Consider the following 13510-nt stretch of genomic DNA (forward strand, 5'->3'; position numbering starts at 1 on the left):
GCACCGATCGGCCTGTCGGTCGGCGTCGAATCGGCATCGATCGGCGTCGAACCAGCACCAGTCGGCCTGAACCGGTCGACCTGAACCGGTCGGCGACGAACCCGTTCGAGACGGTACTCGCGGCCAACTGTTGGTTACACCCACGGCTCGGCTACACTTATCTCCCGGCGGCGCCGACAGCTGCGCATGACGATACGCGCGGAAATCCTCGTCTTCGACGGCTTCGACGAACTGGACGCCATCGGCCCCTACGAAGTGCTCGCGAACGGCGCCGCCGCCGGCGCGGACCTCGAGACGAACCTCGTGACGCTCGAGGAGGCCGACGACCTCGTGACCGCGAGCCACGGCCTCCGGATCGAACCGGACGGGACGCTCGGCCAGCCCGACCTGCTGATCGTCCCCGGCGGCGGCTGGGCGACCGGCGGGGGCGTTCGGGCCGTCGTCGAGGACGGGTCGGCCCCGTCCGCCGTCGAGAGTTGCTACGTCGACGGCTCGACGGTCGCCTCCGTCTGCACCGGCGCGATGGTGCTGGCCGAGGCCGGCCTGCTCGAGGGGAGACCCGCCACCACCCACGCCGTCGCGAAAGACGACCTCGAGGCGTACGCCGGTAGCGTGAAGGACGAACGCGTCGTCGACGACGGCGACGTGCTCACCGCCGGCGGGGTTACGTCGGGCCTCGACCTGACGCTGTGGCTGCTCGAGCGGGAGTTCGGCGAAGACATCGCGGGGCAGGTATCCGAGGAGATGGAGTACGAGCGCCGAGGCGAAATCGTCGGTTGAGTCGGCGGGGATGCGTCCAACCGACGCGTTTTCAGACTTCATCGCTACCGCAACGACAATCTCGCGACCGACACGACGATCCAGTACAGCCACTCCGTTTCAGCCGATCGGCCAACCGTCGCGGGCGGGAATGAAAGGGGCTGGCGCGCTCGAGGGCGCCGACGTCCGCAAGGGCGGAGCTCTTGCGCAGCCCGTCAGAAATCTTCGATTTCTGAGGACGATGTAAGCACCGGAACGTAGTGAGGAGCGCAACGAGTCAGCGCCCTCGAGGGCGCCAGGGGCTTTCAAAGAGTTCTCACGCTCTCGAGTGATGGCGCAGAACGATCGGAAAACTACCGACGACGGCCAAACGGCTATACGGAACGATCGAGTACCGAGGGCGTAAATGAGCGCTGTACTCTTCGACATGGACGGCGTGGTCGTCAGTTCGGAAGACTACTGGGTCGACTTCCAGCGCGAGGAGATCTTCCCCGCGGCGGTCCCCCACGACGACGTCGACGTCGCCGAAACCTCCGGCATGAACTTTCGCGAGATCTACGACTACCTCGAGGGCGAGTACGGGACGGCCATCAGCCGCGAGGAGTTCGTCGAGCTGTTCACCGAAGCGGCCGAGGAGATCTACACCGAACACGTCGACGTGCTCGACGGCCTCCACGACCTGCTCGCCGAACTCGAGGAGCGTGGGGTCACCGCCGCGCTCGTCTCCTCGTCACCCCACGACTGGATCGGCATGGTGCTCGAACGGTTCGACCTCGAGGGCGAGTCCGGCTTCGACCGCGTGATCAGCGCCGAGGAGATCGACGGCAAGAGCAAACCGGCCCCGGACATCTTCGAGTACGCCGCCGAGGAGGTGGGCCTGTCCCCCGAGGAGTGCGTCACGGTCGAGGACTCCGAGAACGGCGTGAAGGCCGCCTCGCGAGCGGGAACGGTCGTGGTCGCCTACCGAATCCCGGCCCACGGCGACATCGACCTCTCGCCGGCCGACGAGGTCGTGGAGTCGCCCGGGGAGCTTCGAGAGGCGGTGTTCGAGTGGGTCGACTGATCGGCGCTCGCGGATCGGGAGCCGTCGAAGCGGGATCGGGATCGGCTGCGGACCCCCGCCGTCGGCCGATATGCTGCCGCGGCTGAGAGGAGTCGTGTGGTATTTGATGGGCGCTAACAAGGGTGAACCATGGGCGCAGAGGACGGCACCGACTACGACTGCATCGAGTACGCCGCCGCCGACGGCGCGGCTCGAATCGCGCTGAATCGACCTGAGAAGCGGAACGCGTTGAACCCGCCGCTGCTTCGCGAACTCGAGGCCGCCATCGAGCGGGCCGAGGCGACGGAGGGCGTCCGGGCGGTCGTCGTGAGTGGGAACGGTCCGGCGTTTTCCGCGGGATACGACATAAGCGACGCCGAAACCGAGCGATCGGTCGACGATCGCATCCTGGAGCAGCGGACCCACCTCGAAGCGATCTTCTCGTCGCGGCTCCCATTCGTCGCGGCGGTCGACGGACCCGCGGTGGCCGGCGGGTGCAACCTCGCAATCTGCTGCGACCTCACGTTCGCCACGGAAACCGCCGAGTTCGGGTACCCCGACATGCACTTCGGCGAACCCCCGCCGAAGTTCGTCCTCCCGTTCGTGACGAACTCGCTGAAGCACGCTCGAGAGCTGCTCTACTCGGGGAAGACCGTCGACGCGGCCGAAGCCGCGGAGATGGGGCTGGTCAACCGCGTCGTCTCCGAGGGTGAACTCGACGCAGCCGTGGCGGCGGAACTCGCCGAGATCAAGAAGACGCCGAGCGCGGCCGTCGCCGTCGCGAAAGACCTGATCAACGGCGTCCAGGAGGCCCAGGGGTACAGGCGGTACGGTCGGGTCGACGAGTACGTCGGCGCGCTCACGATGGAGTCCGCGGCCGCGAAACGGTTCCGGGGGATCCGCGACGAGGACGGACTGGAGTCCGCGCTCGAGTGGATGCACGGAGCCGAGAAACCCTGAAGCCCGATCCCAACCTCGGTCCGAAACTCGGCCTGCGTCGCCGGATCCCGACGCTCACTCGACGACGACCGTCCGCGTCTCCGCGGCCGGAATCAGCGGCTCCTCGGGGAAGGCGACGCTCACGGTAAACTCGAGGTCGTCCGCGTCGGCGCCGAAGACGCCCACCGGCACCGTCTCCTCGTCCCGGAGGTAGGTTGCGCTGCTCGTCATCTCGACGCCGTTCACGGTGACGCGGATGCCGGCGCGGGCCGCCTCGCCGACGTTCCGAACCGTCACCTCGTGGACCGAACTCTCCCCGGACGCGACGGTCTCGGGGAACGCGCCCCAGTCGAACTCGACGGCGGGGAGCGACGTCGCGCCCTCGTAGACCCGCTCGGCGACGCCCTCGGAGAGGCCGGCCTCGACCAGCCCGGAGACGCCCGCCTCGAGGACGTCGTGGGGCGTCGAGAGCCCCTCCGTCGCCAGCTTGCTCGCCCGGCCCGACCCGACGCCGTCGATGGCCGTCAGGCCGACCGCGTCCTCGGCGACGCCGTTCTCGATGCGCGCCTCGACCCGCGTCGCGAGGTTCGCCTCCTGCGGGCCCGCGAAGCGGTCGAGGAACGCCCGCAGGGCCGAGACGAGGCGCGTCGCGTTCCGTCGGATGACCCAGGCGTCGCTCGAGAGTTCCGTGGGGGTCGTCCCGCTGGCCGCGCTGCGCAGGATCGCGAGCACCTTCCGCTCGCCGGCGTCGAGGTCGCCCGTCTCCTGACCCACGAGGACGGCGTTGATCGCGTCGCGCTCGGACTGGCGGGCCGAGACGGAGTCGAACTCCTCGGCGCGGGCGACCGCCTCGAGGACGTCCGCGTCGTCGATCCCCTCGGCCTCCGCGCGCTCGCAGAGGTCGGCGAACGCCGCGGCGGTGTCGAGGCGGAGGTAGTACTTCGAGGCCAGCACGCCCAGCGGCGTCGCCTCGATCGAGAGGTCCGCGCCCGTCTCGACGAAGCCCCGCTCGACGAGTTTCTCGAGGCAGTCCCGAACGCGCTTGCGGAGGTTCGGAAAGTCGTACTCATCGGGTTTCGACTGGCCGCGGACGTAGTAGAAGGTCGTCTCGAGCCAGTCCATCACGTCCTCGAGGTCGGTGATCGTCCCCATCGCGATCTCGGCGTTGAGGTGGGTCTCTAAGCTCTCGGCCAGCCGCGACTCGATCTCCTTGCCCTCCCGAAGCAGCCGTCGGTACGTGTCGGCGTCCGACCCGTCGCAGATCACCCAGCCGTAGCCGACGTCGTCGTAGCCGGGCCGGCCCGCCCGGCCGAGCATCTGGAGCACGTCGAGCGGGCTCATGTCCACCTCCCCCTCGAGGGGGTCGTGGAGCTTCGTGTCCCGGATGACGACGCAGCGGGCGGGCAGGTTCACCCCCCAGGCGAGCGTCGAGGTCGAAAAGAGCAGTTCGATCGCCCCCTCCTTGAACCACTTCTCGACGAAGTCCCGGTCGTGTTTCGACAGGCCCGCGTGGTGGAAGGCGACGCCGTCGGTGACCGACTTCCGCAGGGTGGCGTTCTCGAGGGTCTCCTTCTCGTCGTGGAAGTCGTAGTCGTGGAAGTCCCGACGGGCGGTCATCGGGATGTCCCGCTCCGCGATCTCGTCCCTGGCCTTCTTCGCCGCCTGGACGGTGTCCTGGCGGGAGGAGACGAACACGAGCGCCTGGCCGTCCTCCCGGAGGTGGGGTTCGGCGAGGTCGAGCGCCCGGTAGAGCCGTCGGTACTTGTCCGCGAAGGAGTTCTCGCCGTGCGTGTAGGTCTTGACGCCCGCGTTCAGGTCGACCGGGCGGTACTCGTCGCCGAACTCGAACGTGGTCTCGGGACTCGCGTCGAGCCACGCCGCCACGTCGTCGACGTTCGGCATCGTCGCCGACAGCGCCACGATCCGCGGATCGCACAGGCGCCGGAGCCGGGAGATCGTCACCTCGAGCACCGATCCCCGACGATCGGCGTCGAGCAGGTGGACCTCGTCGATGACGCAGACGTCGACGTCGGTGACGAAGTCGTACCGTCGAGAGTCGTGCTTTCGAGTGGCGGAATCGAGCTTCTCGGGCGTCATCACGAGGATGTCCGCCCGGCGCGCTCGTCTGGGATTGAGATCCCGCTCGCCGGTGACGACGTACACCGAGTAGCCCATCTCCTCGAAGCGGTCCCAGTCGGCCTCCTTCTCGTTCGTCAGCGCCCGTAGCGGGGCGATAAAGAGCGCCGTGCCGCCCTCGGCGAGCGCCTGACAGATCGCCAGTTCCGCGAGCGCCGTCTTCCCGGAGGCCGTCGGCGCGCTCGCGACAACGTTCTCCGTCGACTCGAGCAACGCGGGCAGGGCCTCGCGTTGCATCCGGTTGAATTCCTCGAAGGCGAAGGCGTCGGCAAAGTCGGGGAGAACCTCGGCAACCTCCATCAGACGGATACGGGAAGCGGTGGGTGAAAGGCGTTTCCTTCGCGTGGCGGTCCGCTCCGGCGGTCGATCCCGTCCGCGAAAGGGGGAACGTACGGGATCAGGGGTAGCCGCGTCGTTTCGCCCCACCGGCGGCCTCCGAGAGCGTCTCGAACTGCGTGCTGAGTTCGTTGCTCGCCTCCCCGGGATGGGGCACGCGCTCGAGCGTGAGATCGGGACCGGACGAGCCCGCGGTGTAGACGGTCAGGGTGCCGTAGCCGAGCAGTCGACCGAGGACGCCCTGCTCGAGGCTCGTGTTCTGGATCCGGTCGAGGCGAAACTGCGTGACGTCGCGGGAGACGACGCCGCGCTTCTTGTAGAGTTCCGTGGTGGTGAGGACGTACCGCGTGCTCACCCACGAGGCGTACCGGATCCCCGCCAGCGCGGCCCCGACCGCGAGCGCGCCGAATCCGACGAGCGACCACCACCCGGAGCCGCCGAAGGCGCTCCAGCCGACGAGGGCGACCCCGAGGAGCGCGAGCGCGACGCCGCCGGCAGCGCCGGGCCCCATCTCGATCGGGTGCGGGCGACTCTCCCAGACGATTTCCTCGTCGTCGCTCAGGTGGAGCCACTCCGGCGTGGCGCGAACGGGCATGGAACCGACCTACGCCGTCGCGGTCCGTAAAGGTAACCCGGGTAGCGACCGCATACCCGCCGAATTTCGCCGTTCAACGCCATCGATCCCGCGATCGACGAGGCGGACACGCTCTCGGACGCGTTGACCCCGCCGGTCCGACCACCACGGTTTTTCACGTCCGCCGTCCTTGTTCGGGTATGAGCCTCTCTCGAAAGCCCGACTGGCTGAAGATGCGGCCGCCGTCGGGGCGGGAGTTCGCCGACATTCGGGAGACCCTGCGCGAGCACGACCTCCACACCGTCTGCGAGGAGGCGAACTGTCCCAATCTCGGGGAGTGCTGGTCCGGCCGAGGCTCCTCGAGCGACGGGGGGACGGCCACGTTCATGCTGATGGGCGACCGGTGCTCTCGAGCGTGCAACTTCTGCGACGTGAAGACGGGCGGGATGGAGCCCCTCGACCCGGACGAGCCGGCGAACGTCGCGAGCGCCATCGCCGAGATCGGCCTCGACTACGTCGTCCTCACGAGCGTCGACCGGGACGACCTGCCGGACCAGGGCGCGGGCCACTTCGCCGAGACGATCCGCGAGATCAAAGCGCGCCACCCGGGTATCCTCGTCGAGGTCCTGATTCCGGATTTCCAGGGCGAGGAGCGCCTCGTGCAAAAGATCATCGACGCCGAACCGGACGTGATCGCCCACAACGTCGAGACCGTCGAGCGACTCCAGTGGCCCGTTCGCGACCGCCGGGCGGGCTACGAGCAGTCCCTGTCGGTCCTCGAGCAGGTCGACCGCGAGTCGGACATCTACACCAAGACCTCGATCATGCTCGGCCACGGCGAGTACGACCACGAGGTCTACCAGACGCTCGCCGACTGCCGCGAGCGCGGCGTCGACATCGTGACCCTCGGGCAGTACCTGCGACCCTCGATGAGCCACCTCGAGGTGAAACGGTACGACCACCCGGACAAGTACGAGACGTGGCGTCGGGTCGCCGAGGAGGAGTTAGGATTCCTGTACTGCGCCAGCGGGCCGATGGTCCGCTCGTCGTACAGGGCGGGCGAGCTGTTCGTCGACGCGGTCCTGCGCGAGGGACGCAGCGTCGAGGAGGCGCGGGCCAGCGCGCGGCGAAACGAATCCAACGAAAACGCGGCGTGATCGGGACCGGCCGGCGGTCCGCCGCGCGATCCGGCCGTCGCTACTCGTTCTGGACGAGGTCGCCCGAACAGTCGTACTCGAGCAGTTCGAACTCGGCGACGTCCGGTTCGTCGTCGTCCGGTCCGGCCTGGTCGGTCATCCCGTAGAGGGTGAGCGACTCGAGTTGCTCGTCGCCGTCGTGGTCGGCGTTCCACCGGTCGCAGAGGTAGTTGGCGTAGTACGAGCGGTGCTTCTCGTTGTCGGCGTAGCGCATATTCGAGACGTACTTGCGCTCGCGCGAGGTGTCGTAGGTCGCCTCGACGCTCGGCGGCCGATCCCAGTCGACGTCCTCCCCGGACCGCACGTCCACCTCGGTCCCGTCGGCGAGTTCTCCGGGGACGACGATCCAGCGGGTATCGGTGATCGGATCCGGCGCGAACATCCGCCAGCTCTGGTCGGCTCCGGTCGCGTCGAGGACCTCCTCGCCCGCGTCCGGAACCTCGGTGTAGTCGACCGCCTGGGCGTTCGAAAGGACGACCAGGACGAGGAAGACCCAGGGGATCGCCGTGCCGACCGCGGTCCGACTTCGGGCCGCGAGCGCGCGGACGCTCGAGGCCGACGGGATGGGCGACCGAATCGCCTCCGAGAGCGGTGGAACCGGCAGCGTCGGGACGGTCCGCTGGAGGTGCTCGAGGCCCCGTCGAAGGGGTGTCGCGACGCCGACCCGCGTCGCGAGCGCGGCGGCGCGGTCCCAGACGGCGGTCGGGTAGAAGATGATGAACGACGCCACGACGAACGCCGGGAACAGGTCGATCCAGAACGTGACGAACATGCCGAGGTGCATCCCGACGAACAGCGTGGCCAACGCCGCCCGCCAGTACCCCGTGAGCAGGATCAACAGCGGGGAGAGGAGGAGGAGCGCCATCCACGCGTAGGTGATCGCGCGCAGTAACGTGGCGTACTCGGCGAGGTGGTTTCCGAGCAGGATCGTGTACTGGTCGGCCTGGAAGATGTGGTAGACCGCCTCGCCCTCCATCCAGAGGTCGCCCCTGACCTTGTGGATCGCGTTCGTCACGTACATGAGGAGCACCTGCAGCAGGATCGCCATCGTCGCGACCGAGGTCACCGTCGTTCGGTCCCGGTCGATCCGGCGCGCGTCGATCGACCAGCGCTCGCCCAGCGGCAGGAAGATGCTCCAGAACAGCAGCATCCGTAAGAGCGTGTCACCGGCGTTGACGATCATGGGGTTGCGGGCGTGCAGCGAGAGTAACAGCACCCAGGAGGCGATCGTCGCGATCCGCGTCCGGTAGCCGAGCAGCAGGGCGAGCGCGAACGTCCCCGCGACGAGGAACAGGAGGGCTTGCACCCACGCCTCCCCCGAGAGGGCGTGCAGCGAGAAGTTCGACGGGTAGGTCGCGTGGAAGACGTCCACGGGGAGGACGCCGTCGTCCGTGTAGAAGACGACGAGCTGACGCGACCGGAGTGCGAGGTCGGCGAGTAGCAGGACGCCCAGTGCGATTCGGAGGGCCGCGAGCGCCCGGAGGTCGATCGCGAACCGTCGCGATACCCCACGGGAGACGCGGTCCAGTCCGTTCCCGAGTTTGCGTCGCGTCGCGGTGATCGAGGGGGTGGTGCGCTGAGACATCGTGTCCGTGAACCGTCTTCTCTCGAGTCGCGGGGAAACCGGGATAAGCTTGTTGGATGGTGAAACGCCGATTTTACCCTCGGCTCCGTCGGCGGGTCGACCGGAACGCTGAACTGAGCCGCCCCCCAATCCACCCGCAGCCGAATGCGCGACGAGATCCCTGACGGTGCCCCGATCGTCCTCTTCGACGGCGTCTGCAACCTCTGTAACGGGTTCGTCCAGTTCATCGTGCCGCGGGACTCGGCGGGGACGATCCACTTCGCCTCCCTCCAGTCCGACGCGGGCAAGCGGTTGCTCGCCGACCACGGCCTCCCGACCGACGAACTCGAGTCGATCGTCCTGATCGAGGGCGACGACTGTTACGTCAAGTCGGCGGCAGTCGCCCGGATCGCCACCCACCTCGGCGGCGTCTACCGCCTGCTCGGGGGACTCAGGTTCCTGCCGCGGCCGATCCGGGACCGCGCCTACGACTTCGTCGCCGCGCGCCGGTACCGCTGGTTCGGGAAGAAGGATCGGTGTGCGATGCCGACGGACGACGCCTTCCGGGACGTGCAGTCGCGGTTTCTCGAGTGAGCGGATTCCGACGAGCCGGTTCTCCCGGTCCGAGTCGTCGGCCATCTGCCAGTATCTCGAGGTGATCGCTCGCTCGCAGACCGACCGATCGTCCACTCCCGCGCCCCGGTTCGTCGCTCCGGTTAGAGTTCGTCCGCGAGCGCGCAGATTATCGATCATTCGGTCGGTTCCGCCCCAGTCGAGTCGTCACCCCGGCGGAAGTCTGGCAATAATCTCACCGATAGTAAAGTATTTTGGGTAACTCCTTTATCGAGAGCGATCGTTGGGTAGCGTATGCACAGGTGGGATCATCCGTGAGTACGTTACAGCGCGACCCCCGCGAGCGAGTACAGGTCCTCGACGAGAACGGCCGGGTCAGGGAGGGCGCGACGGTGCCCGACCTCACCGAAGACGACCTCGTCGGCATGTACGAGCACATGCGCCTGGCGCGCCACTTCGACGAGCGGGCGGTGAGCCTCCAGCGACAGGGGCGGATGGGGACGTATCCGCCGCTGTCGGGCCAGGAAGGGTCCCAGATCGGCAGCGCGTACGCCCTCGACGAGGAAGACTGGGCCTTCCCCAGCTACCGCGAGCACGGGGTGGGCCTGGTCCGGGGCCTCTCGCTCGAGCGGACCCTCCTCTACTGGATGGGCCACGAGCAGGGGAACTACATCCCCGAGGAGGTGAACATGTTCTCGGTGGCGGTGCCGATCGCGACGCAGATCCCCCACGCGACGGGCGCGGCGTGGGCGTCGAAGCTGAAAGGCGAGCGGAAGGCCTTCTGCTGTTACTTCGGCGACGGGGCGACGAGCGAGGGTGACTTCCACGAGGGGCTGAACTTCGCGGGCGTCTTCGACACGCCGAACGTGTTCTTCTGCAACAACAACCAGTGGGCCATCTCGGTGCCCCGCGAGCGCCAGACGGCGAGCCAGACCATCGCCCAGAAGGCCACCGCCTACGGCTTCGAGGGCGTGCAGGTCGACGGGATGGACCCCCTCGCGGTCTACCAGGTGACCCGCGAGGCCGTCGAGAAGGCGAAGGATCCGGGCGAGGGCGAACTCCGCCCGACGCTGATCGAGGCGGTCCAGTACCGCTTCGGCGCCCACACCACGGCCGACGATCCCTCCGTCTACCGCGAGGACGAGGAGGTCGAACGCTGGCGGCGCAAGGACCCCATCCCGCGACTCGAGGCGTACCTCCGAAACGAGGGGATGCTCGACGACGAGCGCGTGGACGCGATCGAAGAGCGGATGAGAGCGGAGGTGGCCGACGCCATCGAGACGGCGGAGAACGTCGAGCGACCCGACCCCGAGGAGATCTTCGCCCACGTCTACGAGGGGATGCCGAAACGGTTACGGGAGCAACGCGAGTGGTTCGAAACGATCCGCGAGGCGCACGGCGACGACGCCCTCCTGGAGGAGTGACCATGGCGACCGAATCAGGACCATCAGGAACGGACGCGGCAGTCGAATCGGAGACCGAGAGCCTCACGCTCGTGCAGGCGGTCCGTGACGGCCTCCACACGGAGATGCAGCGCGACGAGGACGTCGTCGTCATGGGCGAGGACGTCGGGAAGAACGGCGGGGTCTTCCGCGCGACGGAGGGTCTCTACGACGAGTTCGGCGAGCACCGGGTGATCGACACCCCGCTGGCCGAGTCGGGCATCGTCGGGACGGCCATCGGGATGGCCGCCTACGGCATGCGCCCGGTCCCCGAGATCCAGTTCCTCGGCTTCATCTACCCGGCGTTCGACCAGATCGTCTCCCACGCGGCCCGGCTCCGGACGCGCTCACGCGGCCGGTTCACCTGTCCGATCACGATCCGCGCCCCCTACGGCGGCGGCATCCGCGCGCCCGAGCACCACTCCGAATCCTCGGAGGCGATGTTCGTCCACCAGCCCGGGCTCAAGGTCGTGATCCCCTCGACGCCGTACGACGCGAAGGGGCTGCTCGCGAGCGCCGTCCGGAGCCCCGACCCGGTGCTCTTCCTCGAGCCGAAGCTCATCTACCGGGCCTTCCGCGGGGAGGTCCCCACCGAGTCGTACGAAGTGCCCATCGGCGAGGCGGCCGTCCGCCGCGAGGGCGAGGACGTCTCGGTGTTCACGTGGGGTGCGATGACCCGCCCGACGCTCGAGGCCGCCGAGAACCTCGCCGAGGAGGGCATCGACGCCGAGGTGGTCGACCTGCGGACGCTCTCGCCCCTCGACGACGACGCGATCGTCGAGTCGTTCACGAAAACCGGGCGGGCGGCCGTCGTCCACGAGGCCCCGAAGACGGGCGGTCTCGGCGCCGAGATCACCGCGACGATCCAGGAGGAGGCGCTGCTCTACCAGGAGGCGCCCGTCAAGCGCGTCACCGGCTTCGACACGCCGTTCCCGCTGTACGCCCTCGAGGACTACTACCTGCCCGAACCGGCGCGCATCGAAGACGGCATTCGCGAGGCGGTGGAGTTCTAACGCGTTCCGTTTCGGTCGTCCGTTTTGGCCGAACGACGCGCCGACTCGAGGAGCAGCGGGGCCGTCACCTCACCGTCGAGTCGGCCCGCGATACCGACCAAAACGGTATGTGAGCGGGGCGTGAAGTCGTGGTATGCGCGAATTCAAACTCCCGGACGTCGGCGAAGGCGTCGCCGAGGGCGAGCTGGTCTCGTGGCTCGTCGAGGCGGGCGAGGAGGTCACCGAGGATCAGCCGGTCGCGGAGGTCGAGACGGACAAGGCGCTCGTCGAGATCCCCTCGCCGGTCGACGGCACGGTTCGCGAACTGCTCGTCGACGAGGGCGAGACGGTCCCCGTCGGAACGGTGATCATCACGTTCGACGTCGAGGGCGAAGAGGACGAGGAGGAAGCGGCCGCGGAAGAGACGCCCACGGAGGCCGAGCGAGCCGGCGAGACCGCGGACGTCGACGACGCCGAAGCCCCGGATGAAGCCGAGGAACTCGAGGTCGACGTCGAGGAGGCCGCCACCCCCGAGGGGCGCGTCTTCGCGCCGCCGAACGTCCGCCGGCTGGCCCGCGAGGAGGGCGTCGACATCTCGCGGGTCGAGGGGAGCGGTCCGTCGGGGCGGATCACCGCCGCCGACGTGGAGGCCGCCGCCGACGGCGCCACGGAGGAGGCCGCGGAACCGGCTGCGACGACCGAGGGGGACGCCACCTCCGGCACCGCCGAGACGGCAGCCGCCTCGAGCGCGGCCGAATCCGCGGCCCCCGAGGGGGTCGACTCGGCAGACCGCGACCGGACGCTCGCCGCGCCGGCCACCCGCCGGATCGCCCGGGAAGAGGGCGTCGACATCGACGCCGTGCCGGCCGCGGAGGAGCGCGACGGGCAGCCGTTCGTCACGCCCGAGGCGGTTCGGGAGTACGCCCAGGCCCAACGCCGCGCGCAAGAAGCGGACCGCGAGGCGCTCGAGGCGGGCGAACCGGTCTCGACGAAGGGCATCGAGGGCGAGTTCGCCGAGGGCGAGCGCGAGCGCCGGGAGCCGTTCCGGGGCGTCCGGAAGACGATCGCCGACGCGATGGTCGAGTCGAAGTACAGCGCGCCGCACGTCACCCACCACGACGAACTGGACGCGACCGAACTCGTCGAGACGCGCGAGCGGCTCAAACCCCGCGCCGAGGAGCGGGGCATCCGGCTCACCTACATGCCGTTCGTGATGAAGGCCGTCGTCGGCGCGCTGAAGGAGTTCCCCGAGATGAACGCGGTGATCGACGACGACAACGAGGAGATCGTCTACCGCAACTACTACAACGTCGGCGTCGCCACCGCGACCGACGTCGGGCTGATGGTCCCGGTCGTCGAAGACGTCGATCGGAAGGGGCTGCTCCAGCTCGCCTCCGAGATGAACGAACTCGTCCAGAAGGCCCGCGACCGAACCATCTCGCCCGGCGAACTGCGCGGCTCGACGTTCACGATCACGAACATCGGCGGCATTGGCGGCGAGTACGCCACGCCCATCCTCAACTACCCCGAGGCGGGCATCCTCGCCCTCGGCGAGATCAAGCGTAAGCCCCGCGTCGTCACGGACGAGCACGGCGAGGAGTCGATCGAACCCCGCTCGGTGCTGACCGTCTCGCTGTCGTTCGACCACCGCCTCATCGACGGCGCCGTCGGCGCCCGGTTCGCGAACGCCGTGATCGAACGCCTCGAGAACCCCGACCTTCTCTTGCTCGAGTGATTCGACCCGGGGCTCACGGCCGCCCTCGAGATTCGCCCTCGATCCTCGATGCGCTATCCGCGGGCGTCCGCCGCGTCGAGGGTCGGGTCGTCCCGCCGTCAGTCTCGGAGCTCGTGATCGGAAGGGGAAGCGGACGCGAATTCGGAGTCGGAATCAGAATCGAAATCGGAGTCGGCGTCGACGGTCGAGTCGGCCTCCGATCCGGTGGTCGGCGCGGAATCG

11 protein-coding genes are annotated in these 13510 nt (G+C 68.5%); 8 read left to right on the forward strand and 3 right to left on the reverse strand.

What is annotated here, in order from left to right; genetic code table 11:
* Positions 1-186 precede the first annotated feature (186 nt).
* The 3 genes from RJT68_RS18235 to RJT68_RS18245 all read left to right on the forward strand — a co-directional run bounded on the left by RJT68_RS18235 (position 187) and on the right by RJT68_RS18245 (position 2761).
* Positions 187-780: a DJ-1/PfpI family protein gene (locus RJT68_RS18235; protein ID WP_407037947.1), complete on the forward strand. Its 594-nt coding sequence runs from the start codon at positions 187-189 to the stop codon at positions 778-780.
* A 385-nt stretch (positions 781-1165) separates the two neighbouring features.
* Positions 1166-1822 (forward strand): HAD family hydrolase, encoded by a 657-nt coding sequence (locus RJT68_RS18240; RefSeq protein WP_407037948.1) that lies wholly within the window; start codon positions 1166-1168, stop codon positions 1820-1822.
* A 129-nt stretch (positions 1823-1951) separates the two neighbouring features.
* On the forward strand, positions 1952-2761 hold the full coding sequence (locus RJT68_RS18245; RefSeq protein ID WP_407037949.1) for an enoyl-CoA hydratase/isomerase family protein: 810 nt from the start codon (positions 1952-1954) through the stop codon (positions 2759-2761).
* Positions 2762-2815: 54 nt separating this feature from the next.
* Here RJT68_RS18245 and RJT68_RS18250 read toward each other — a convergent pair whose 3' ends face one another.
* Both RJT68_RS18250 and RJT68_RS18255 read right to left on the reverse strand, forming a co-directional pair.
* Positions 2816-5176, reverse strand: coding sequence for a DEAD/DEAH box helicase (locus tag RJT68_RS18250; protein WP_407037950.1), 2361 nt, complete (start codon positions 5174-5176; stop codon positions 2816-2818).
* 97 nt (positions 5177-5273) lie between these two features.
* Positions 5274-5807: a PH domain-containing protein gene (locus tag RJT68_RS18255; protein WP_407037951.1), complete on the reverse strand. Its 534-nt coding sequence runs from the start codon at positions 5805-5807 to the stop codon at positions 5274-5276.
* Positions 5808-5986: 179 nt separating this feature from the next.
* Between RJT68_RS18255 and lipA the strand changes: the two genes are divergently transcribed.
* Positions 5987-6943, forward strand: coding sequence for a lipoyl synthase (lipA, locus tag RJT68_RS18260; protein ID WP_407037952.1), 957 nt, complete (start codon positions 5987-5989; stop codon positions 6941-6943).
* A 40-nt stretch (positions 6944-6983) separates the two neighbouring features.
* On the opposite strand, the gene RJT68_RS18265 is transcribed toward lipA, so the two are convergent.
* On the reverse strand, positions 6984-8567 hold the full coding sequence (locus RJT68_RS18265; protein WP_407037953.1) for an HTTM domain-containing protein: 1584 nt from the start codon (positions 8565-8567) through the stop codon (positions 6984-6986).
* Between the two features lie 144 nt (positions 8568-8711).
* Between RJT68_RS18265 and RJT68_RS18270 the strand changes: the two genes are divergently transcribed.
* The 4 genes from RJT68_RS18270 (at position 8712) to RJT68_RS18285 (ending at position 13288) form a co-directional block, all read left to right on the forward strand.
* Positions 8712-9140, forward strand: a complete 429-nt coding sequence (locus tag RJT68_RS18270) for a thiol-disulfide oxidoreductase DCC family protein (RefSeq protein WP_407037954.1) — start codon at positions 8712-8714, stop codon at positions 9138-9140.
* 293 nt (positions 9141-9433) lie between these two features.
* Positions 9434-10543: a pyruvate dehydrogenase (acetyl-transferring) E1 component subunit alpha gene (gene pdhA / locus RJT68_RS18275; RefSeq protein ID WP_407037955.1), complete on the forward strand. Its 1110-nt coding sequence runs from the start codon at positions 9434-9436 to the stop codon at positions 10541-10543.
* Between the two features lie 2 nt (positions 10544-10545).
* Positions 10546-11574: an alpha-ketoacid dehydrogenase subunit beta gene (locus tag RJT68_RS18280; protein WP_407037956.1), complete on the forward strand. Its 1029-nt coding sequence runs from the start codon at positions 10546-10548 to the stop codon at positions 11572-11574.
* Positions 11575-11707: 133 nt separating this feature from the next.
* Positions 11708-13288 carry a dihydrolipoamide acetyltransferase family protein gene (locus tag RJT68_RS18285; protein WP_407037957.1) on the forward strand — a complete coding sequence of 527 codons (1581 nt, stop codon included), beginning with the start codon at positions 11708-11710 and terminating at the stop codon, positions 13286-13288.
* Positions 13289-13510: the final 222 nt, after the last annotated feature.

The sequence above is a fragment of the Halovalidus salilacus genome (assembly GCF_031852275.1).
Lineage (GTDB): Archaea > Halobacteriota > Halobacteria > Halobacteriales > Natrialbaceae > Halovalidus > Halovalidus salilacus.